The sequence below is a fragment of the Xanthomonas melonis genome (assembly GCF_020783655.1).
GTDB lineage: Bacteria > Pseudomonadota > Gammaproteobacteria > Xanthomonadales > Xanthomonadaceae > Xanthomonas > Xanthomonas melonis.
In genome coordinates, this window is sequence record NZ_JAJGQH010000007.1 from 144,297 (window position 1) to 166,247 (window position 21,951).

The window sequence follows — 21,951 nt, forward strand, 5'->3', positions numbered from 1 at the left end:
TATGCGCTGCGCGACAAGCGCGGGCGCGGGCTCAGCGCAGTTGCTGGCCCAGACGGATGGACTGCAGCCGCTCCTGCGCAACGCGTGCCGCGTCGCTGCCGGGGTATTGCGCTGCAACCTGCTGCAAGGTCTGCTGGGCTTCGTTGTTCTTACCTGCACCGTACTGCGACAGGCCAAGCTTCAACAGACCGCCAGCGGCCTTGTCGTGGGTGGGGTAGCGGCTGACCAGATCGCGAAACTGCGCCTCGGCCAGCTGAAAATTGCGGGTGGCGTAGTAGCTCTCGCCCAGCCAGTACAAGGCATTGGGGGTGTAGACGCCATTGGGATACAGCTCGAGAAAACTCAGGAACAGCTGCGACGCGTCGTCGTACTTGCCGTTCTTCAGCGCATCGAAGGCGACGTTGTACGCGGTGCGCTCTTCGTTACTGATCGCCAGCGTGCCCGGATCGCCATGGACAGTGGGCGGCTTCTCGGAAGTTGCCGCCGCTGCGGGACGCGCGGCCGAAGCCGGCGCAGGCGTGGCGCTACCGGTCGCGGCAGGCAATGGCGGCGTTGCGCCACCCGCACCTTCCAACCGGTTCAGACGCCCATCCAGGTCCAGATACTGGTCCTTGGATTGCTGCTTGAGCTGTTCGTTGTCGTGTTGCAGCTGTTCAACGGTCGAGCGCAGGGCCTGCAGGTCCGAACGCGCCTGCTGCAGCTGGTTGAGCAGATCGTTGTTGGCCTGACTGTTGGCCTGCTGCTGCTCGAGCACGGCGACACGGTCAGCGAGACTGGCCCGCTGCGCGTGTGCCGGCGCGGCGACCACCAGGGCCGCCGCGACGAACAGGGATGTCACCCGAAAGCGCATCGCTTCTTACTGAGCCGTGTACACGATTTCGACGCGACGGTTCTGCGACCAGCAGCTCTCGCTGGTTTCGGTGCAGACCGGACGCTCTTCACCGTAGCTGACCACGGTCAGCTGGCTGGCCGAACCACCGGCAGCCTGCAGAGCCGACGACACCGCGTTGCCGCGACGCTCGCCCAGGCCCATGTTGTACTCGCGCGAGCCGCGCTCGTCGGCATTGCCCTGCAGAGTGATGCGCGAGGACGGACGGTCACGCAGGTACTTGGCGTGGCACGCCATGATGGCCTGGAATTCCGGCTTCAGGGAGTCCTGATCCAGATCGAAGTAGACAACGCGCTGGCGCAGGCAGGCATCGGTATCCAGATCGCCCGGGCCGTACAGGCCAGAGGTCGACGGACCGGTCGGAGCGGTGGAACCGGCGGTGGTGTCGGTTGCCGGAGGCGGAGTTTCCTTCACCTTCTTGGAGCAACCGGCCAGCACGCCGACGGACAACAGGGAGACAAGCAAGACGCGGGTGGACTTGTTCATGGGATACCTATGGAGGCTCTGGGCCAATGAGTGGTTTAACGCAGCGAAATATTAACATTAATGCGCGGTTCGGTAAGGCCCCCACGCAGGTTCTCTTACGTCACCATCGGCCAGAACCAGACGCTGGCGAACCCGAGCGTCGGCGGATACCGCATACAGCACGCCCCGGCCACCCTCGCGTGCGGCGTACAACACCATGCTCGCGTTCGGCGCGAAGCTCGGCGACTCGTCCAGCGAGCCGGGCGAGAGCGTGCTCCAGCTGGGCGAACCCAGGCTGCGATCCATCATGGCGATGCGGTAGCTGTTGCCGCTGCCCTGCGCCACGGCGATCTTCTTGCCGTCGAAGGACACGCTGGCGGTCGCGTTGTAGTTGCCCTGGAAGGTGACGCGGTTGGCGCTGCCGCCGCTGGCTGCCACCTGGTAGATCTGCGGACGACCGCCGCGATCCGAGGTGAAATAGATGCTGCCGCCATCCGGCGCCCAGGTCGGCTCGGTGTCGATACCGAAGTGATTGGTGAGCTGGGTCAGCTGCTTGCTGCCCAGGTCCATCACATAGATCTCCGGGTTGCCGCTACGCGACAGGGCCAGTGCGAGGCGGCGTCCATCGGGCGAGAACGAAGGCGCACCATTGATGCCGCGGAAGCTGGAGACCAGCTCGCGTGCGCCGGTGGCGATGTCCTGCAGGTAGATCGAGGAGTTGCCGCGCTCGAAGCTCACATAGGCCAGCTTCTTGCCGTCCGGGCTCCAGTTCGGCGACAGCAGCGGCTCGGCCGAGCGCACGATGGTCTGCGGGTTGTAACCATCCGAATCGGCCACCATCAGCGCATAACGCATCGCGCCGCCCTTGCCGCTGGCGGTCACGTAGGCGATACGGGTCCAGAACGCGCCGCGCACGCCGGTGATCTTTTCGTAGATCGCGTCGGCCATCTGGTGCGAGACATCGCGCATCGCGTTGGCGCGCGCGGTCATGGCCAGGCCGAGCAGGCGCTCGCCCTTGGCCACGTCGAACAGTTCGTATTCGACGCGATAGGCGCCCTCGCCGGCATCCATGACGCGGCCGACCACGATGTAGTTCTGCTTGAGGGTGCGCCAGGTCTGGAACTGCACCTCGGTGCCGCGGGTCGGCTTTTCGACGATCTGCGCGGCAGGCAGGGTGCGGAACTGGCCGGAACGGTCCAGATCGGCGCCCACCACGGCCGACACGTCGGTCTGCGGAGCGGCTCCGGAGCCCTGGTAGGGCATGGGCACGACCGTGATCGGCGTGGCCGAGGCGCTACCGCCCACGATGTCGATGGTGAGCCCTTGTTGCTGCGCGAGCGCGCTCAGCGGCAAGAACAGGGCGGTCAGGGCGGCTAGCCAACGCAGCGGTTTTTTCATGGACGGCTCGGATCGGGCAGGAAAAGTGGGCAAGGGATACCAATCAGCGAGTGAACATACTCGCAATCGTGAACGAGACAGCGTGAAAACGGGGCGAGCGGGCGGGCGACACAGCGACTCCCTGCGGCAATGAGGTGGAACGGCCTGACCAACCGCCAGAGAGGACGCCCGCCGCAGCGACGGCCGCTGAATCACGCAAGGCCTGTCGCCCGGTGCCGGCGCCATGGCTTGCGCAGACGCCACGGCGCGCACCCGCTACTGATCCTGTGCGGTGAAGACAAAGGTGAGGTTGCGCTGGAACACCGACTCGAAACCGCGATACGGCAGCGGCTGTGCGCTCAGCACGGCAGCTTCGATCGAGCGCTGGCCGGCTTCGTCGTAGGGGCAGCCCGGTGCGACCTTGGCCTCCATCACGCTGCCGCCCGGCAGCTGGCGGATGTTGATGGTGCACTTCTGGCCCGGCGGCACCGATGGCGGACGCACCCACTGGGCGAGCACCTTCTGCTGGATCGCCGCGGCGTACTTGGCCGACAGGTCGGTGTTGGTCCCGCCCTGCCCCGCGGTCGGCTGCGCGCTGGTCGCCGCGGCCGCAGACGCCTGCTGGGCGCGCGCGGCAGCGACCTGGCGCAGCTTCTGCTCGGCCAGCTTGGCGTCCTTGTCGGCCTGCTCGCGCTGGCGGCGGATCTCGGCGATCTTCTTCTGGCGTTCGGCGTCTTCCGCCTGCTGCGCGGCGGCCTGCTTCTTCTTGGCCTCGGCCTCTTCCTGCTGCTTGGCCAGGCGCAACTTCTGTTCGGCCTCTTCCTGCCGCTTGCGCTCGGTCAGGTCGATCTGCTCCTGGCGACGCTTGGCCTCCTGTTCCTGCTTGGCCTTTTCCGCCGAAACAGCCAATGCATCCACGCGCTCCTGATCGACCTTGTCCGGTTGCGCCACGCGTTCCTGCGCCTGCGCCTGCTGTGGCGTGGGCGCATCCTGCGGGCGCGGCTCGGCAATCGGCTGCGGCGGCGGCACGCTGTCTTCCGGCGCAGGTTCGGGCAAGGGCGCGGGCGGTGGCGGCGTCGCCTCCACTGGCGTGGCCTGCAGCGCCTGACGCGCCACGCGCGCCTCGGCGGCGGACACGTCCAGCGAGGCCTCCATGCTGGGGTCGCCTGCAGCCGGCTCGACCGAGCGTTCGGGCGACCACAGCCAGCCGGCGATGAACACCAGCGCGACCAGCACGTGCACGACCAACGCCAGGATCACCGGCCGCAGCCAGCCATCCTCGCGCGCACCTTGAGTGGGGAATGCGTCAGCGTGCATCGCTGCCTGCGGTGCCGCCGGAGTCGGAGATCAGGCCCACCTTTTCGACCTTGGCCTGCTTGAGCACATCGATGGCATCCATGATCTTCTGGTACGGCGCGGCACGATCGCCAGCCACCACGACCCGGGCGTCCTTGTCCTGCGCCACGATGGCGGCCAGCTGCGCCTGCAGCGCCGCCACCTCCATCGCCTGCGGCTTGCCCTTGGGCAATTGCAGGGCCAGTCGACCGTCGGCGGCGACCACCACCACCACCGGGTCCTGCTTGCTCTCCAGCGCCTTGGCGCGCGAGCTGGGCAGGCTGACGTCGGTGCTCAGGGTCAGCAGCGGTGCGGTCACCATGAAGATGATCAGCAACACCAGCATCACGTCGATGTAGGGCACGACGTTGATGTCGGATTTGAGCTTGCGCTTCTTGCGGTGGGAAATACCGGAAATCATCGCGAAACGTTCCTCATTGATCCTGTGCGCAGCGCTGCGGCATGGCGGCATGGTGGCCGGCAGACGGAGGCCGGCGCCTGGTCCTGCGCATCGGCACGCAGGGCGCGCCCGGGCACCGTCCGCTGGCCTGCGTGCGGGCACATGCCGGAAGCGCGCATCACTCGTCTGCGCCGGCCTGCCGCTGCAGGATCGAGCTGAACTCGTCGGCGAAGGTTTCGTAGCGCACCGACAGCCGTTCCACGCGGGTGGTGAAGCGGTTGTAGGCCCACACCGCCGGGATTGCCACGAACAGGCCGATGGCGGTGGCGAACAAGGCTTCGGAGATACCCGGCGCCACGGCCGCGATACCGGCCTGCTCGCCGCTGCTGACCATGTCGTGCATGGTCACCATGATGCCGAACACGGTGCCGACCAGGCCGATGTACGGCGCGGTGGAGCCGATATTGGCCAGCAGTTCCAGGTTGCGTTCGAGCTGATCCACTTCACGGGTGAAGGCGGTGCGCATGGCGCGCTGCGCACCTTCCAGTTGCACGCGCGCATCCAGGCGCCGGCGGTCGCGCAGCCGCGAGAACTCGCGGAAACCGCTTTCGAACATCGACTCCAGGCCACCGACAGTGCGGTTGCGATCGGTTGCCGAGGCATACAGCTTGGCCAGATCGGCGCCGGACCAGAACCGGTTCTCGAACTCGTCGGCCTCGCGGTTGGCGAGTTTGAACGCACGCGCCTTGCGGAAGATGATCACCCAGCTGATGAACGAGCCGATCAGCAGCAGCAGCACGATGATCTTGACCGGGATACTGGCCCGCAGGATCAGGTCCACGTAGTTGATGCTGCTGTTGTGCGCCGCCGCGGCGGTTTGCGCCGCGGCCGCGGTGACTTCCTGCGGCAGTGCTTCCACTACCGTGTCCTGCAGGGCCAGGAGCAATGCAATCGACATCCGTTCGTTCCTCAGTAATCGGATTCTGTGGTTTCTAGAGCTTTCAACACGTCATACAGCGCATCGTCCATGCCGCACGGGCGGAAGTCGCTGGCGCCGAGTGCGGCAATACGCACCTCGGCGGTCAGCAGCACTTCGCCTTCGCGGCGCACGGACTGCGCAAACAGCAGGCTGGCCCGCTTGCATTTCAACACCACCGCCGACACCGACAGCGCATCATCCAGCCGAGCCGGCTTGAGAAAATCCAGTTGCATCGAGCGGACCGCAAACACCAGACCATGCTGCTGGCGCATCGACTCCTGCCCGTAACCGGCCGCGCGCATCCACTCGGTGCGCGCACGTTCCAGGAAGGCGACGTAGCGCGCGTGATAGACCACCCCGCCGGCGTCGGTATCTTCCCAGTAGACGCGTGTCGGCCAACTGAATACAGGCGGGGATTGGGGATTCGGGAGTCGGGATTCGATCGTCATCGGCACGCAATTGTGGTCGGGACGGCCCAGGTTGGCGAGCAACGGAGCGTCATCAGAACAGGTCTCCCGGTTCGCCGATGCCCGGGGCGCGGTCGCGCGGGGGCTTCAGGCCCAGGTGCAGGTAAGCCTTGGGCGTGACCATGCGGCCGCGCGCGGTGCGGATCAGAAAGCCCTGCTGGATCAGGTAGGGTTCGATCACGTCTTCCAGCGTGCCGCGTTCTTCCGACAGCGAGGCGGCCAGCGATTCCACACCCACCGGGCCGCCGTCGAAATGTTCGACGATGGTGCGCAGCATGCGACGGTCGAGCTCGTCGAAACCCTCCGGATCGACCTTGAGCATCTGCATGGCCGCCTGCGCCACTGGCAGATCGATGTGGCCGGCCGCCTTGACCTGGGCGTAGTCGCGCACCCGCCGCAGCAAGCGGTTGGCGATGCGTGGCGTGCCGCGCGCGCGGCGTGCGATCTCGGCCGCACCTTCCGGCGTGCAGTCGATGCCCAGGATGGTGGCCGAACGGATCACGATGCGGGTCAGCTCCTGCGGCGAGTAGAACTCCAGCCGCTGCACGATGCCGAAGCGGTCGCGCAGCGGCGCGGTCAACAGACCGGCGCGGGTGGTGGCACCGATCAGGGTGAACGGCGGCAGATCGATCTTGATCGAGCGGGCGGCCGGTCCCTCGCCGATCATGATGTCGATCTGGAAATCTTCCATCGCCGGGTACAGCACTTCTTCCACCACCGGCGAAAGGCGGTGGATCTCGTCGATGAACAACACGTCGTGCGGCTGCAGATTGGTCAGCAGCGCGGCCAGATCGCCGGCCTTTTCGATCACCGGGCCGGAGGTCACCCGCAGGCTGACACCCAGCTCGTTGGCGATGACATGGCTGAGCGTGGTCTTGCCCAGGCCCGGCGGCCCGAAGATCAGCACATGATCCATCGCCTCGCCGCGCGCCCTGGCGGCCTGGATGTAGATCTCCATCTGCTCGCGCACCGGCTGCTGACCGAGATAATCGGCCAGGCGCTGGGGCCGGATGCTCGCATCGGCAGCGGCGTCTTCGCGGGTGGAGCTGCTGGCGATGATGCGCTGCTCGGTCATCCCGCCATCTTCTCATGCCGCGCACCGATGGCCCAGCCTTTAGAACCCAAGCTCGGCCTGCCGCAGCACACCGAAAAACGCGTCGAAGCTCGCTGCGCGCCAGGTCGGCACCAGCCCCTCCCAACGCTCGAAATAGACGACCTCCGGCTCGCACTGCGGGCCACGTGCGCGATAGTCCAGGCACAGCAGGCAGTCGACGTTGTGGCACGACAGCACCAGCACCTGATCGAGGCGGGCGTGCAGGCGGGCCGCCGCATTGAAGTCGTCGGGGTCTTCAAAGGCGGCGGCCAGATCCAGCACGCTGCCGATGCTCGCCAGTGGCAGCAGATAGCGATCCACCAGCACGCATTCCCAATCCACGTAGAGGTCGGAGGGAAAACGGGTCCGCGGCACCCAGCACCAGCCGGTGTCGCCGCCGTCCTGCACGCCGTAAAGGCGTTTGAACAGTGCCGGCAGGCGTACGCCAAGCCGGGCTTCGGCGGCGGCCAGCGCATCGCTGTCGGCCGCAGTCCCGGCCTCGTTCCAGTGCCCGGGACCGCTCCAGAACGTGGTCACTGCGGGCGGCTGCGGCTGCCACTGCACCGCATCTCCATCATGCTTGGCCTGCAAGGCCGGCGACCAGTAGTGGACGTCGACCAGTTGCGAGAGCAAGGCATCGACAGTGGCGAACACGCACAACCGGCGATTCTTGCCTGCATCGACATAGACCAGGGTGGGCTCGGCGTCGGATGCGGCGTAGTCCAGGCACAGCGCGCGGCCGGGCGAGCGGTCATCGGCGGCGATGGCGATCAGGCGGCGGTCGTCGCCGCCGATGGCCAGCCCGGCGTAGGCATCATCGCGATACTCCTCGCGAGCGCGCACCTGCGCGAAGGAGAACAGCTCCGCGCTACCGAGCAGGCGTGCACGCGGGATCAGCCACTCGGCCTTGAGCCAGTTGTCCGGCTCCTGGAGGGATTGACCACGCGCCATCTGCACAGCACCGCCGTCGTAGCGTGCGTACAACCCGCGCAGCCAGGCCGGCAGGCGCACGCCGAGACGCTCTTCCGCTGCAGCGATCGCGGCCGCGGTGGCCGGCTCGCGCCCGAGATTGAGCGCCTCGTCCCACAGGGTGTCCAGGCTCGGCGCGCGACCGTAGACCATCCACTTGAGCGGGGCCATGCTCAGATCTCCACTTGCGCGCCCAGTTCGACCAGGCGGTTGCCGGGAATGCGGAAGAACCCGGTGGCCGGGGCGGCATTGCGATGCATCAGCGCGAACAGTTTATCGCGCCAGATCGGCATGCCGCGGTTGGCGCTGGCCACGATGGTCTCGCGGCTGGCGAAGAAGGTGGTGTCCATCGGGTCGAAGTGGATACCGCCCTGGTCGCAGGAGCGCATCAAGGCCAACGGCACGTCGGGCGTTTCCATGAAGCCGAAGCGCACGTAGACGCGATAGAACTCGTCACCGATCGATTCGATCTGCAGCCGCTTGTCCACCGGCGCATACGGGATCGGCAGCGTGTCCACGTTGAGGAAGATGTTGCGCTCGTGCAGCACCTTGTTGTGCTTGAGGTTGTGCATCAGCGCATGCGGCACCACCATGGGATCGGCGGTGAGGAACACCGCCATGCCGGGCACGCGCGCCGGCGGTGCCAGCATCAGCCCGGGCAGGAAGCTGTCGATGCGGATACCGTCCTTGCGGATCTCCTCACGCAGCAGCGCACGGCCGCGGCGCCAGGTGCGCATCAGGGTGAACACCACGATGCCCAGCGCCAACGGAAACCAAGCGCCCTGCAGCAATTTGGCACCGTTGGCGACTACGAAGGCCAGTTCGATGATGAAGAACACCACGCACAGTGGCAGCACCCAGCTGCGCCAGCGCGGCCACAGCGCGCGCGCCACCAGCGCCAGCAGCAGGGTGTCGATCAGCATGGTCATCGACACCGAGATGCCGTAGGCCACCGCCAGATTGGTGGAGCTGCGGAAGATCAGTACCAGCGCGATCACCATCACCATCAGCAGCCAGTTGATGCCTGGCACGTAGATCTGACCGATGGTGTCGCGCGAGGTGTGCTTGACCAGCATGCGCGGGATATAGCCCAGCTGCATGGCCTGGCGCGCCACCGAGTAGGCGCCGGTGATCACCGCCTGCGAGGCGATCACTGCCGCCAGCGTGGCCAGGACGATCATCGGGTACAGCGCCCAACCCGGCACGGCCTCGAAGAACGGATTCTTCAGTGCGGAGGGGTGATTGAGCACCAGCGCGCCCTGCCCTAGGTAATTGAGCAGCAGCATCGGCAGCACGAAGAAGTACCAGCCGTGGCGGATCGGGCGCGCACCGAAGTGGCCCATGTCCGCGTACAGCGCCTCGCCACCGGTCACCGCCAGCACCACCGCGCCGAGGATGAACACCCCGTGCCAGCCATGCTCGATGAAGAAGCGAATCGCCCACCACGGATTGAAGGCCTTGAGCACTTCCGGCGCGTCCACGATGTTCCAGATGCCGATCGCGCCCAGCGACAGGAACCACAGGCAGGTGATCGGCCCGAACACCTTGCCCACTTTTTCGGTGCCGAAGCGCTGGGCCATGAACACCAGCAGCAGCACCGCGACGGTGATCGGCACGATGAACGGATGCAGGCTGGGCGCGGCGACTTCCAGGCCCTCCACCGCGCCCATCACCGAGATGGCCGGGGTGATCACGCCATCGCCGAAGAACAGCGAAGCGCCGAAGATGCCGAGGATGCCGACCACGTACGCCGAGCGCGAACCCTGCTTGAGCGTGCGCTGGGCCAGCGCCATCAGCGCCATGATGCCGCCCTCGCCGTCGTTGTCGGCGCGCATGATGATGGTGACGTACTTGAGCGTCACCGTGATCATCAGCGCCCAGAACGCCAGCGACAACACGCCCAGCACGGTGTCGTGATCGCTGGTCAGCCCGTAATGCGGCGAGAACGCCTCCTTCAGGGTGTACAGCGGGCTGGTGCCGATATCGCCGAAGACGACACCGATGGCGCCGATGACCAGGGCCATGTGGCCGTTGGCGGGCGCGTGGCCGTGGCCCGCTGCAGGAGTGGAGGTCTGTGACATGAGTGGGAAGGGTATCGCCGTGGGGCGTGAAGAATGGGAAAGGCCGGGGCTGCTTAACGCAGCGCGGCCTGCAGGGCCTTGCGGATCACCGTGGCGACGTCGTCGCCCTCTGCTCCGGCCTCGCGCGCCATGCGTGCTGCCTCGGCGGGCTTGTAGCCCAGTTGCTGCAGCGCGACGGTCGCTTCGGACACCGCATCCGGGCCAAGCTGGCCGGTGATCGGCGCGCCGCTGCTGAAGTCGGCCGCACGGTCGCGCAGCTCCACCACCATGCGCTCGGCGGTCTTCTTGCCAATGCCCGGGATGCGCGTGAGTGCAGTGATGTCGCCGGCGGTGATCAGCCGCGCGAACTCGTCAACGCTGACCCCGGACAACACCGCCAGCGCGATCTTGGCGCCGATACCGGTGACCTTCTGCACGTCGCGGAACAAGCGCCGCTCGCCCTCGCGCAGGAAGCCGTACAGCGCCACGCTGTCTTCCTTCTGCGCGTAATGGGTGAACAGGATGACGTCGCGGCCGACATCGGGCAGGTCGTAGAAGGTGCTCATCGGCGCCTCCAGTTCGTAGCCGACGCCGCCCACATCGATCACCAGCCAGGGCGGCTGCTTGTAGGCCAGGATCCCACGCAGACGGCCGATCATGGTGCGGTACCGGGACAGGGGACCCGGAACCCGGGACCCGGGAAAGCGAATCTCGCGATCGCGGCTTTACCGGCGAACGTGCTCCGGGCCCCGGGTCCCGGGTCCCGGGTCCCGACAGACCCGTCGGTCCCCATCTTGATCATCATTTGCGGCTCCAGGCCTGTTGGGTATTGACGCCCAGGCGCTGCGCGGTGGCGCGCACGTGGGCGTGGGTGATGGCAACCGCCAGTGCATCGGCGGCGTCGGGCTGCAGCTTGCCTTTGAGGTTGAGCATGATGCCCACCATATGCTGGACCTGCACCTTGTCCGCGCTGCCCTTGCCGACCAGGGCCAGCTTGATTTCGGTGGCCGCGTACTCGTGCACCGGCAGCTCGCGCATGACCACGGCGCAGATCGCCGCACCGCGCGCGTGACCGAGCTTGAGTGCCGAATCGGCGCTCTTGCCCATGAACACCTTCTCGATCGCCACCTCGTCCGGCCGATAGGTCTCGATGAGCTCACCCAGCCCGTGCAGCAGCCGCTTGAGCCGCTGGGAGAAGTCGCCTTCGCCCAGCAGGACCAGCGGCGCGTGGTGCACATGCACGCTGTGACCGCCCGCGCCGATATCGATGATGCCGACGCCGGTCCGCTGTGAGCCGGGATCGATGCCGAGGATGCGGATGGTGCCGGGACCGGGGACCCGGGACCCGGGACCCGTAACAGCAGGCTCGGCGATGGCTTGGCTGTTGCCATCGCTCTTCCGGGTCCCCGGTCCCGGGCCCCGGGTCCCGATAGGAGTCATCGCGGACCTACGCTCCCGCGCCAAGCGATGATTGGTCGACGTTCGAATACACGTCCTGCACGTCGTCCAGGTCTTCGAGCATGTCCAGCAGCTTGCGCACCTGCACGGCAGTGTCCCCGTCCACGGCGATGTCGTTCTCGGCACGGAAGGTGATTTCGGCATGCGCCGGTTCCAGGCCGGCGGCGGCCAGGGCGTCCCTGACCTGGGCGAAGGCGTCCGGGGCGGTCAGCACGTCGATGGCGCCATCTTCCGGATACACCACCACGTCGTCGGCACCGGCCTCGATGGCGGCATCGGTGAGCGCGTCTTCGTCGACACCGGCGGCGAAGCTGAGCACGCCCAGGCGCTTGAACATGAAGGCCACCGAGCCCTCGGTGCCCATGTTGCCGCCGCATTTGCTGAAGGCATGACGGACATCGGCCACGGTGCGGACGCGGTTGTCGGTCAGGCAATCCACGATCACCGCCACGCCGCCGGGCGCGTAGCCTTCGTAGCGGATTTCTTCGTATTCCACCCCTTCCAGCTCGCCGGTGGATTTCTTGATGGCGCGTTCCATCACGTCCTTGGACATGTTGGACGACAGGCCCTTGTCCATGGCAGTGCGCAGGCGCGGATTGTTGGACGGATCGCCGCCGCCGGCGCGGGCAGCCACGCTGATCTCGCGGATGATCTTGGTGAACATCTTGCCGCGCTTGGCGTCGGAGGCGTTCTTGCGGCCTTCGATGGAGGGGCCTCTACCCATGGGTGATTCCAGACTGGCTTGGATGACAGGGCGCGGATTTTACCTGATTGCCTGCCCGCACCGGGGCAGCGCCGCTCAGTGCCGGAAACGACCATGGCGCAGGAAGGCCAGCGCCTGGGCGGCGGCGGCCGGCGAGCGCAGCAGGCCGCCATGGCTGGCCTGCACCACGCAGTGGTCGCGCAGCCCGGGCAGGCGGGTTTCGGCCAGCGCCACGGTGCCGTCGGAGTCGCTGTCCAGCGGCGCCAGCCAGCGGCCGACGCCACGCGGGATGCAGCCGGCCACCTGACCGATCTCGGCCGCACCCTCCCACTGCGCGAAGCCCTGCTGCAGCAGCGCCGCGCTGCGGCCCATGGCCCAGACGCCACCGCGCCGGGCCAGGCCGCGTGCGGCGGCGCTGCCACACAGCGGCGCCCCCAGGCAGACCACCCGGTGCACCGGCAGGTCGGGCGCATCGCGCAAGGCCTGCAAGGCCATCAACCCGCCCAGGCTGTGGCAGACCAGCAATTGCGCGCCGCTGGCGCGCACCCGCGCGACCAGCTGCGGCACCGCCTGCGCCGGACCACCCAGCACGCTGGCGTAGCCGAACAATGCCGGCGCCAGCCCGTCGCCACGCAGCCGGCGCGCCAACGGCAGCAACCAGTGCGCGGTATTCCAGATGCCATGCACCAACAGCACATCGGCGGTGGTGGTGGTCGATTGCTTGCGCGAGCTCCGCCGCGGAGTGGCTGCAATAGCCGAAGATGCGCTGGACGAAGGCATGGGGACCGGAGCGTGGCGCGCAGGCGTCGGGCAAGGCGGACGCGGCGCAGGATCTGCAGTGTACGGGCGCCCGCTGCCGATGCGCGGACACAGCCGCACGAACCACGCCAACGCCCTCCCGAATCCCGAATCCCGGCACCTCAGCCCGCGGCAGCGATCGGCCCGCGCCGCAGGATGAACTCGCGATCGACGATCTTGCCGACCGGGAAATCGTATTCGCCCACCTTCTCGAAACCGTAGCGCGCATAGAAGCGCTGCGCGCCGAAGTTTTCCGACCACACGCCGATCCACAGCGTGCGCGGGCCGTCGCGCTGCAGCCAGTCCAGCGCGGTTTCGAACAGCCGGCTGCCCCAGCCGCTGCTTTGATAGTCCTTGAGCAGATACAGGCGCTTGAGCTCCCCATCGCCCGGCCGCACGTCCTCGTGCGGCAACCCGCACGGACCGGCGGCGGCATGACCGACCAGCAGGTCGTCCATCTCCAGCAGCCAGATCGCATAGTCCGCATGCGCCAGCACCACGCGGGCGCGTTCGACGGCATAGGTTTCCTGCAGGAAGCCCCGCAGATCTTCTTCCGGATACAGGTGCCCGAAGGTCTCGGTGAACGTCTGCGCCGCCAGCAGCGACAGCGCTTCGGCATCGTCCGGCGTGGCGCGGCGGATGCGGGTCATGCGGGCCTCTCATGCCGGATGGGCATGGCAGCTTCGCGCATGCGGCGTTGGTGGTGCAAGCGGGAATTCGGGAGTCGGGATTTGGGATTCGTAAGAGCGGCAAAGCGAAGCGGAAACCACGCCACCTGTCCTGCCCTGCAGGATGGCTTGCTGCCTGCTGCGTTCGATCAAGGCGCTGACGGCTTGAACTGGCAGCGCGTTACCGATGGCGCGGTGCTGGCGGCGTATGGCCGGCCTGCGCCGCAGGGCCACGCGCTCGGCGTGGCCATGTGCAGGTCAGGCCTGCTTGGGGCGCACCTGCACGTGCACTTCGGCCAGCTGCTCGGCGGCGATCGGCGACGGGGCGTCGGTCATCAGGTCCTGCGCACCGGTGGTCTTGGGGAACGGGATCACGTCGCGGATGGACTCGGTGCCGGCCATCAGCGCAGCAATGCGGTCGATGCCGAAAGCGATGCCGCCGTGCGGCGGTGCGCCGTAGTTCAAGGCATCCAGCAGGAAGCCGAACTTGGCGCGCGCTTCGTCGGCGCCGATGCCGAGCAGTTCGAACACCGCGCTCTGCATGTCCGGGCGATGGATACGGATCGAGCCGCCGCCGATTTCATTGCCGTTGAGCACCATGTCGTAGCCGCGCGAGACCGCGGTGCGGGCGTTGGCGCGCAGGTCGGCGATATCGTCCACCGCCGGTGCGGTGAAGGGATGATGCAGGGCGACGTAACGCTGCGCTTCCTCGTCCCATTCGAACATCGGGAAATCGGTGACCCACAGCGGCGCCCAGCCCTCGGCGACCAGATTGAACTCCTTGCCGGCCTTCAGGCGCAGCGCGCCCATGAAGTCGGAGACCTTGGTGTAGCCGCCGGCACCGAAGAACACGATGTCGCCATTGCCCGCACCGACGCGCTCGAGCAACGCGGCAAAGGCGGCTTCGGAGAAGAACTTGGCGATCGGCGAGCTGACCTCGCCGGTCTCCGACAGCTTGATGTAGGCCAGGCCCTTGGCACCGTACTTGGCGGCGTGCGCGGCGTAGTCGTCGATCTGCTTGCGCGACAGGCTGGCACCGCCGGGGATGCGCAGCGCGGCGACGCGACCATCGGCATCGTTGGCGGCGGCGCTGAACACGGCGAACTCGCTGTCCTTCACCAGCTCGGCCACATCGACCAGTTCCAGCGCGATGCGCAGGTCCGGCTTGTCCGAGCCGTAGCGACGCATCGCCTCGGCCCAGGTCATGCGCGGGAACTGCGCAGCCAGGTCGACATCCACCACTTCCTTGAAGATGGCGCGGATCATGTCTTCGACGAAATCCTGCACATCGCGCTCGCGCACGAAGGCGAACTCCATGTCCAGCTGGGTGAATTCCAGCTGGCGATCGGCGCGCAGCGCTTCGTCGCGGAAGCAGCGCGCGATCTGGTAGTAGCGGTCGAAGCCGGCCACCATCAGGATCTGCTTGAACAGCTGCGGGCTCTGCGGCAAGGCGTAGAACTCGCCCGGATGCATGCGCGCCGGCACCAGGAAGTCGCGCGCGCCTTCGGGGGTGGCCTTGGTCAGGATCGGGGTTTCGATGTCCTGGAAATCGCGCGCATCCAGATGGCGGCGCAGGGCCTGCACCAGCTTGATGCGGGTGCGCTGCATGCGCTGCATTTCCGGCCGGCGCAGGTCCAGGTAGCGGTACTTCAGGCGGGTATCCTCGCCCGGGTTTTCGTGCGCGTGGAACGGCAGCGGTGCAGCCTTGTTGAGGATGCTGATGCGGGTGGCGATCACTTCCACCTTGCCGGTGCGCAGCTTGTCGTTGACCGCATGCCGCGCACGCACCACGCCTTCGACCTGCAGCACGTCCTCGTAGCCCAGACTGGCGGCCACCTTGAACACTTCGGCGGCATTGGCGTCGCCTTCGGCCGGCTCCACCGTCACCTGCACGATGCCTTCGTGGTCGCGCAGGTCGATGAAGCACACCCCACCCAGGTTACGGGCCACGTCGGTCCAGCCGGCGAGAGTGACGGTTTGGCCGATCAGGGTCTCGTCGACCAGGCCGCAGAAGTGGGTACGCATCGAAAGCTCCGCTGAAAACCCGACGCAGGACGGCGTCGGAAAGCCGGATATTCTGGGGCCGGCGGCCGGCAGGAGCAAATGCGGCAGCGGTCATCGGCGCTTAAGTCGGCGCTCGGCTGAATAGGCGCCACGCCCCTCTCGCATCAAGGACGCCACGATGTTGCGCACTGCCCTGCTGACTTCCTGTCTTGGCCTCGTCGTCTGCGCGGGCGCCTTGACCAGCGCTCCCGCCGCCGCGCAGGAACGCGGCTGGAACGATTCCAGCATCACCTGTTCCAGCAAGGACAATCGCCGCCGCGAATGCGATACCCCGTTCCGGGGACGCGCTGCGCTGGTGGAGAACATCTCCGGGACCCGATGCATCGAAGGCCGCAACTGGGGCAGCGAGCGCGGCCGGGTCTGGGTGGACAATGGCTGCCGCGGCCGCTTCGTGGAGGCGCGCGGCGGCTGGGGCCGCGGCAGCTGGGGCCGCGACGACCGCCCCGGCAACCTGCCCGGCGGCACGGTGCGCTGCGAGAGTCGCGACCGGCGCCAGGTCGTCTGCGACACCGGCTGGCGACGCGCCATGATCGTGCGCCAGCTATCGGGCACCGCCTGCGTGGAGGGGCGCAACTGGCACCAGGACAACGGCCGGATCTGGGTGGACGACGGGTGCCGGGCGGACTTCGCACCGGCCCGGGGCGGCCGCGGCTGGGACCGCGACGACGACGGCAGGCCCGGCGACCGCCCCCGCCCCGGCTACGCGATCACCTGCAGCAGCGACGATCGCCGCCTGCGCACCTGTCAATGGGACGACCGCGCCGGCTACCCGGTGCCGACCCGTCAGCTCTCCGACACCCGCTGCGAGGAAGGCCGCACCTGGGGTTACGACCGGCGCCGCGCGGTGGTCTGGGTCAACGACGGTTGTCGCGCGCGTTTCGAGGCGCGCTGAAGGCGCATCGCTCCTTGGCGGTTCAACCGCCCCAGGGAGCGGGCGGCGGCGCCACCGGACGGGTGAGATCGAAGGCAACCCGGAACAAGCGCCCGTTCGGGCGGCTCAGTTCGTAGACCAGTTGCTGGCCTGGCTGGAGTTCCATCGCCCAGGTGTTTTCCAGCGACGCGGTGGAGCCCAGCCGCCGGAACAAGGCGATCGATGCAGCATCCACCGGAAATTCCTGGCGGGTGGCGGTACTGCCCGCCCGGCTGTCGCCGCCGTACTGGCTCAGCGCATCGGCACTGCCGTCCGGGTGCCGATGATCGTGCTTGAGCCGCAGCCCGGCCGGTGTTCGGGTCAGTACCCAGGTCCGCGAACGATCGTCGCCGACATGGAACGGCACGCGCAGCTCGCGGCCTGGATCCTCGCAGCCGCGCACGTGCATCACCAGGGTCTTGCCGGCGAACGGGCCGGGCGTTGCCGAGGCCGGGACATCGACCAGCACGCGGCCGGCGAAGGCCTGCCCGCAGTAGGCGGCAAGCGCCGCCAGGAAGCGATCGGCCGGCGCGGCGGCGACGGAAGGGGATGTGGAGGTGGCGCATCCGGCTGTCGCCAGGGCCACAGCCATCAGGCACAGCGCTCGCTGCAGCGCGCGCTTGGCCGCCTGTCCGTGCGTCCGCCGCATCACGCCGGATCGGCCGCCGGCTTGGCAGCGGCCGGTTTGCTGTCGCTGGCTGCCGCCGGCTTGGCCTCGCCGCCACCGCTGCTCTCGGTCAGATTCTTCTTCTTTTCGCCGGCCGATTTGAAATCGGTCTCGTACCATCCGCTGCCTGACAGGCGAAATGCCGGCGCGGTGACCTGGCGCTTGACCGTGGCTGCGCTGCAGGCCGGACACGCCTGCGGATCGGGGTCGGCAATCTTCTGCAGGCGGTCGAAGGCGTGGCCGCAGGTCGTACACTGAAACGCGTAGATGGGCATGACGAAAGTCGCTGGAACGGTACAGGGGCGCAGATTCTAGACCGATGCGCGCGTACCGGCGCAGCGGTTGGCCGCGACGCGCGGGGCCGGTTCGGCCTGCGCTTGTGGGAACGCACGCGCGCACCCGTTCGACACGCAATGCCCGCTGGCCTGCGCGCGCGGCCGGATGCCGGGCACGCACGCTGTCGCTGCGTGCGCGAGCGCGCCACGCACGCGCTATTCGCAGTCGCTGCAAACGGCCCCAGGCCGAGGCCGGCCTGACGTCGCCAGCCGGGCTGCTACACTCGAACGCGTGATTGACGCGACGTTCTCCCCACGAGGGCCGCATCCATGTGGCGACTGACCGCCCTGCTGCTCGGCGTGGCCTTGCTGCTGACCGGCAGCGGTCTGCTGGGCACCCTGCTCGCCGTGCGCGGCGGCCAGGCCGGTTTCGATGCGCGCGCGCTCGGCCTGATCATGTCCGGATACTTCGCCGGCTTCTTCCTGGGCACGTTCTTCGCCCCGCCGTTGATCCGGCGCATCGGCCACATCCGCGCGTTCGCGTTCTACGCCGCGCTGGCGGCGATCGCCGTGCTGCTGCATCCGATCTGGCTCACGCCCTGGGGCTGGAGCGTCCTGCGCCTGGTCACTGGCGCGGCGCTGGTCGGCCTGTACACGGTCATCGAGAGCTGGCTCAACGCCGAGCCGGATGCGCGCCGCCGCAGCCGCATCTTTTCGGTGTACATGGCGATCAATCTCTCGGCGCTGGCGCTGGGGCAGATCCTGCTCACCGCCGGCGACGCGAGCGCGCCGGCGATGTTCACGCTGACGGCGATCCTGATCTGCGCGGCGGTGATGCCGGTGGTGACCACGCGCCTGATCCCGCCCGAAGTGCCGCACGTGGCACGGCTGCGGCTGGCGAGGTTGTATGCGTTGGCACCGGTCGCGACGATCGCCGCCGGCCTGTCCGGCCTGGCGATGGGCGCGTTCTGGGGGCTGCTGCCGGTGTATGCCGACCGCATCGGCCTGGATGCCGATGGCGTGGCCATGTTCATGCTCACCGCCATCGTCGGCGGCGCGGTGCTGCAGTGGCCGATCGGGCGCATCAGCGACGGCCACGACCGCCGCATCGGCCTGGTCGCGGTAAGCCTGCTGGCGGCGGGAGTGGCGATCGCCGCCGCGCTGCCGGCGGTGCAGGCCCAGACCACCCTGCTGTTCGTGCTGTTCTTCGTCTATGGCGGCCTGGTGTTCTCGCTGTACCCGTTCGCGGTGGCGCACATGCTCGATTACCTGCCTCGCGAAGACCTGCTCTCCGGCTGCAGCAGCCTGTTGCTGGTGCATGGCGTCGGCGCGGCGCTCGGGCCGGCGCTCGCAGGCGGCGCGATGCAGAAATTCGGTCCGGCGGCGCTGCCGGTCTACTTCGCCGTCATGCTGCTGGGCCTGGCCGGTTTCACCCTCTCGCGCCTGCTGCGCTTCGCCCGCCGCCGCACCCATCCCATCGCCTTCCGTCCGATGCTGCGCACCACGCCATCGGCGCTGGAATTGATGCCGGAAACGCAGCACGCCGACACGGCGCCGCGCAGCAAGCGCGGCTAGGCGCGTGGTGCACGTCCAGCCGCGAACAGGCGAGCGGTGGCAGCGACCGCCCGCTCGACGCGCGCTGGCCAGCCGCGCGTCAGCAGCGTGCACGCCTTGCTTCGCGCCGGATTGCAGGAACGGCAGCGACGACACATTGCCATCCTGGTGAAGCCCTCGCGGCCGGGGCCGCTCCTGCACAGCATGGCGGCGGATACGGCATCGCCTGGAGGCCGTGACAAGCTCGGGCTAGTGCACATGGCGCGCGGGTTGCCGTCGCACTGGACACCAATGCCCCCTGCCGCATCGGCGTCACTGCGCGAGCGGACCTGCGGGTGCGACTGCCGCGGCAACGGTGGCCGCGACCTGCTTCAACGCCGCATCGCGTGCTGCGTCGTCGACCTTGGCTCCGTTCAAGTACGTCGTCAGCAACAGGGGCGGCCGGCCCTTCGGCGGCCAGACGATGGCGATGTCGTTGCGGGTGTCGGTGCCGTTGCTGCCGGTCTTGTCGCCGATCTTCCAGCCGCGCGGCAGGCCGGCACGCAGGCAATCGTCGCCGGTGCGGTTGTCGATCATCCAGTCGGTCAGCTGCTTGCGCGAGGCAGGCGCCAGCGCATCGCCGAGCAGCAGCGTGCGCAGCGTGGATGCCATTGCCGCAGGGGTGGTGGTATCGCGCGGTTCTCCGGGCGCGAACCGGTTCATCTCCGGCTCGTAGCGGTCGCTGCGGGTCTTGGCATCGCCGATGCTGCGCAGGAAGGCGGTCAGTCCGGCCGGGTCGCCGACCAGCGGGAACAACAGATTGGCCGCCGGGTTGTCGCTATGGATCATCGTGGCCCGGCACAGTTCGCCCACGCTCAGGGAGCCGCCGACGTGGCGTTCGGTCACCGGCGCATGCGCCAGCATGTCCGAGGCGCGGATCCCGACCGGTTGCGCCAACGACAGCTTGCCCTGGTCCACCCGCTGCAAGACGGCAGCAGCCAATACAAATTTGAAGGTGCTGCACATCGGAAAGCGCTCGTTCTCGCGCTGCCCGAGGCGCCAGCCGGTGGCGCTGTCGAGTACGCTGATGCCCAGGCGGCCGCCGGTGCCACGTTCGATTTCCGCCCACTGCGCTCGCAGCATGTCGTCCTCGTTCACCGCCAGGGTAGTTGCCCACGCGGGTCTGGACGCCGCAAGCAGCACACCCGCGCCGGTTGCGTACAGGAACTGTCGCCGATTCAACATGCGTCTGCCTCCTTGATGGAGCCGGCAGTATCGATGCATGCACAGCAGCCGACCATCGCGATGTTTCGATCCCAGGCATGAATTGAACTAATCTCTTTCGATGCTCCGCCCCCGCCTCCCGCTCAATGCCCTGCGCGCGTTCGAAGCCGCTGCGCGCCATCAGAATCTGACCCGCGCGGCGAACGAGTTGTGCGTCAGCCAGGCCGCCCTCAGTCACCAGATCAAGGCGCTGGAGCAGCGCCTGGGCACCAGCCTGTTCCATCGCCTGCCGCGCGGGGTGGCGCTGACCGACGAAGGCGCCGCGCTGGCACCGGTGCTGGGCGCGGCCTTCGACCGCATCGCCGCCACCCTGGAGCGCTTTGCCGACGGGCGGTATCGCGAGGTGCTCAGCGTCGGCGTGGTGGGCACCTTCGCCACCGGCTGGCTGCTGCCGCGATTGCCGGCGTTTCATGCCGCACATCCGGATATCGAACTGCGCCTGTCCACCCACAACAACCGTGTCGATCTGGCCGGCGAAGGGCTGGATCTGGCGATCCGCTTCGGCGACGGCGACTGGCAGGGCCAGCTTGCCGAGGCGGTGATGGAAGCGCCCTTTGCGCCGGTCTGCGCGCCGGCAATGGCGCGCAGCCTGCGCGCTCCGGACGATCTTGCGCGGGTGCCGTTGCTGCGCTCGTATCGTCTGGACGAGTGGCCGCAATGGTTTCGCGCCGCGGGAGCGGCCGAGGTGCCCGCGCGCGGGACGATGTTCGATTCCTCGCTGACCCTGGCCAGCGCGGCGGCGGCCGGCGCCGGCGTGGCGTTGTTGCCGCTACCGATGTTTCGCCAGGACCTGGACGCCGGGCGTCTGGTCTGCCCGTTCCCGATCACCATCGACGCCGGGCGCTATTGGCTGACGCGGCTACGTTCGCGGCCGGAGAGCGAGGCCGGGCGTCGGTTGCGCGATTGGCTGCTGGCCGAACAGCCGCAGGGCGGCTGACCGGCGCTCGCGCAGCACCGCGCCCGGAACATCAAACGTGGCAAGCAGCTGCGCAGAAGCCGCGTCGGCTGCGCTCAGCGCGCGGCAGGCGCCTTCACCGCCCGCAAGGCCAACTGGCGAAATGCCTCGTACTGCGCCCGGTCGGCAAACCAGTGCGGGCAGAACAGCTCGAACAGCCGATCGTTGTGGTACAGCAGCAGCACGCGGTCGTTTTCGCGCACGCGAATGTAATCGGTCCAGGGGCGGCGGAAATGTCCGTCCGCCCAGGTGACTTCCAGCGCGTTCTCGTCCCACGCATAGGTGTAGGTATGCCGCAGCGCGGCGTGCTGTGCATGCAGGCGCTTGATCCGCCGCGGCAGGCCCCACAGGTGCAACAGCGCCAAGCCGATCAAACCGCCGCCACCGCCGCCGATCAGCACCGGCCCGGCGATCTCGTTCGCGCCGCTCAATTTCAGCAGCCCTGCCCCGATCAGCAGCAGGACGGCCAGAAACACGATCAACCGATTGGAATACTGACGCGCATGCAACCGCTGTGCGGCCAGATGGTCTTCCAGGCTGATGGTGGCGGTGATCATGCTCGCGGCATCCTTGTGCGTGGCTCGGCGCATAGCCTAACCCAG

Annotated in this window: 23 protein-coding genes; 3 read left to right on the top strand and 20 right to left on the bottom strand. The window is 67.9% G+C overall.

What is annotated here, in order from left to right:
• Nucleotides 1–31 precede the first annotated feature (31 nt).
• The 16 genes from ybgF to aspS all read right to left on the bottom strand — a co-directional run bounded on the left by ybgF (nt 32) and on the right by aspS (nt 15,686).
• The gene (gene ybgF, locus LL964_RS08725) at nt 32–850 is read right to left on the bottom strand and encodes a tol-pal system protein YbgF (RefSeq protein ID WP_104586588.1); all 819 of its coding nucleotides are present in this window, start codon (nt 848–850) and stop codon (nt 32–34) included.
• A gap of 6 nt (nt 851–856) precedes the next feature.
• Nucleotides 857–1,375 carry a peptidoglycan-associated lipoprotein Pal gene (gene pal, locus LL964_RS08730; protein WP_104586589.1) on the bottom strand — a complete coding sequence of 173 codons (519 nt, stop codon included), beginning with the start codon at nt 1,373–1,375 and terminating at the stop codon, nt 857–859.
• A gap of 57 nt (nt 1,376–1,432) precedes the next feature.
• Complete coding sequence (gene tolB / locus LL964_RS08735) at nt 1,433–2,752, bottom strand: Tol-Pal system beta propeller repeat protein TolB (protein ID WP_104586590.1); 1,320 nt, start codon at nt 2,750–2,752, stop codon at nt 1,433–1,435.
• A 255-nt stretch (nt 2,753–3,007) separates the two neighbouring features.
• Nucleotides 3,008–4,048, bottom strand: a complete 1,041-nt coding sequence (tolA, locus tag LL964_RS08740) for a cell envelope integrity protein TolA (protein WP_104586591.1) — start codon at nt 4,046–4,048, stop codon at nt 3,008–3,010.
• Entirely contained in the window at nt 4,038–4,487 is a 450-nt protein-coding gene (gene tolR / locus LL964_RS08745; protein ID WP_104586831.1) for a protein TolR, read from the bottom strand. Before tolR ends, tolA begins: the two co-directional genes overlap by 11 nt.
• 157 nt (nt 4,488–4,644) lie before the next feature.
• Entirely contained in the window at nt 4,645–5,424 is a 780-nt protein-coding gene (tolQ, locus tag LL964_RS08750) for a protein TolQ (RefSeq protein WP_104586592.1), read from the bottom strand.
• A gap of 11 nt (nt 5,425–5,435) precedes the next feature.
• On the bottom strand, nt 5,436–5,894 hold the full coding sequence (gene ybgC, locus LL964_RS08755; protein WP_104586832.1) for a tol-pal system-associated acyl-CoA thioesterase: 459 nt from the start codon (nt 5,892–5,894) through the stop codon (nt 5,436–5,438).
• A 52-nt stretch (nt 5,895–5,946) separates the two neighbouring features.
• Nucleotides 5,947–6,987, bottom strand: a complete 1,041-nt coding sequence (gene ruvB, locus LL964_RS08760; RefSeq protein ID WP_104586593.1) for a Holliday junction branch migration DNA helicase RuvB — start codon at nt 6,985–6,987, stop codon at nt 5,947–5,949.
• A gap of 39 nt (nt 6,988–7,026) precedes the next feature.
• Nucleotides 7,027–8,145 carry an SMI1/KNR4 family protein gene (locus LL964_RS08765; protein WP_104586594.1) on the bottom strand — a complete coding sequence of 373 codons (1,119 nt, stop codon included), beginning with the start codon at nt 8,143–8,145 and terminating at the stop codon, nt 7,027–7,029.
• Nucleotides 8,146–8,147: 2 nt separating this feature from the next.
• Complete coding sequence (locus tag LL964_RS08770) at nt 8,148–10,055, bottom strand: potassium transporter Kup (protein WP_104586595.1); 1,908 nt, start codon at nt 10,053–10,055, stop codon at nt 8,148–8,150.
• Between the two features lie 53 nt (nt 10,056–10,108).
• On the bottom strand, nt 10,109–10,693 hold the full coding sequence (gene ruvA, locus LL964_RS08775; RefSeq protein WP_104586596.1) for a Holliday junction branch migration protein RuvA: 585 nt from the start codon (nt 10,691–10,693) through the stop codon (nt 10,109–10,111).
• 142 nt (nt 10,694–10,835) lie between these two features.
• On the bottom strand, nt 10,836–11,354 hold the full coding sequence (ruvC, locus tag LL964_RS08780) for a crossover junction endodeoxyribonuclease RuvC (RefSeq protein WP_104586833.1): 519 nt from the start codon (nt 11,352–11,354) through the stop codon (nt 10,836–10,838).
• A gap of 127 nt (nt 11,355–11,481) precedes the next feature.
• Nucleotides 11,482–12,216, bottom strand: coding sequence for a YebC/PmpR family DNA-binding transcriptional regulator (locus tag LL964_RS08785; protein WP_104586597.1), 735 nt, complete (start codon nt 12,214–12,216; stop codon nt 11,482–11,484).
• A 75-nt stretch (nt 12,217–12,291) separates the two neighbouring features.
• Entirely contained in the window at nt 12,292–12,975 is a 684-nt protein-coding gene (locus LL964_RS08790) for an esterase/lipase family protein (protein ID WP_146092340.1), read from the bottom strand.
• 140 nt (nt 12,976–13,115) lie between these two features.
• Entirely contained in the window at nt 13,116–13,643 is a 528-nt protein-coding gene (locus LL964_RS08795; protein WP_104586598.1) for a GNAT family N-acetyltransferase, read from the bottom strand.
• A gap of 276 nt (nt 13,644–13,919) precedes the next feature.
• Nucleotides 13,920–15,686 carry an aspartate--tRNA ligase gene (gene aspS / locus LL964_RS08800; RefSeq protein ID WP_104586599.1) on the bottom strand — a complete coding sequence of 589 codons (1,767 nt, stop codon included), beginning with the start codon at nt 15,684–15,686 and terminating at the stop codon, nt 13,920–13,922.
• Between the two features lie 157 nt (nt 15,687–15,843).
• Between aspS and LL964_RS08805 the strand changes: the two genes are divergently transcribed.
• Nucleotides 15,844–16,617 (top strand): DUF3011 domain-containing protein, encoded by a 774-nt coding sequence (locus LL964_RS08805; RefSeq protein WP_104586600.1) that lies wholly within the window; start codon nt 15,844–15,846, stop codon nt 16,615–16,617.
• 22 nt (nt 16,618–16,639) lie between these two features.
• On the opposite strand, the gene LL964_RS08810 is transcribed toward LL964_RS08805, so the two are convergent.
• Nucleotides 16,640–17,227 carry a hypothetical protein gene (locus LL964_RS08810; protein WP_104586835.1) on the bottom strand — a complete coding sequence of 196 codons (588 nt, stop codon included), beginning with the start codon at nt 17,225–17,227 and terminating at the stop codon, nt 16,640–16,642.
• Nucleotides 17,228–17,283: 56 nt separating this feature from the next.
• Nucleotides 17,284–17,577 carry an FmdB family zinc ribbon protein gene (locus tag LL964_RS08815; protein WP_104586601.1) on the bottom strand — a complete coding sequence of 98 codons (294 nt, stop codon included), beginning with the start codon at nt 17,575–17,577 and terminating at the stop codon, nt 17,284–17,286.
• A gap of 330 nt (nt 17,578–17,907) precedes the next feature.
• On the opposite strand from LL964_RS08815, the gene LL964_RS08820 reads away from it, so the two are divergent.
• A complete protein-coding gene (locus LL964_RS08820; RefSeq protein WP_104586602.1) occupies nt 17,908–19,152 on the top strand; it encodes an MFS transporter in 1,245 nt (414 codons plus the stop codon).
• Between the two features lie 291 nt (nt 19,153–19,443).
• On the opposite strand, the gene bla is transcribed toward LL964_RS08820, so the two are convergent.
• Entirely contained in the window at nt 19,444–20,355 is a 912-nt protein-coding gene (gene bla / locus LL964_RS08825) for a class A beta-lactamase (protein ID WP_104586603.1), read from the bottom strand.
• 100 nt (nt 20,356–20,455) lie between these two features.
• On the opposite strand from bla, the gene ampR reads away from it, so the two are divergent.
• On the top strand, nt 20,456–21,331 hold the full coding sequence (gene ampR, locus LL964_RS08830) for a LysR family transcriptional regulator AmpR (RefSeq protein WP_104586604.1): 876 nt from the start codon (nt 20,456–20,458) through the stop codon (nt 21,329–21,331).
• 74 nt (nt 21,332–21,405) lie between these two features.
• Here the strand turns inward: ampR and LL964_RS08835 are convergent, their stop codons facing one another.
• Complete coding sequence (locus tag LL964_RS08835) at nt 21,406–21,906, bottom strand: YcxB family protein (RefSeq protein WP_104586836.1); 501 nt, start codon at nt 21,904–21,906, stop codon at nt 21,406–21,408.
• Between the last annotated feature and the right edge of the window lie 45 nt (nt 21,907–21,951).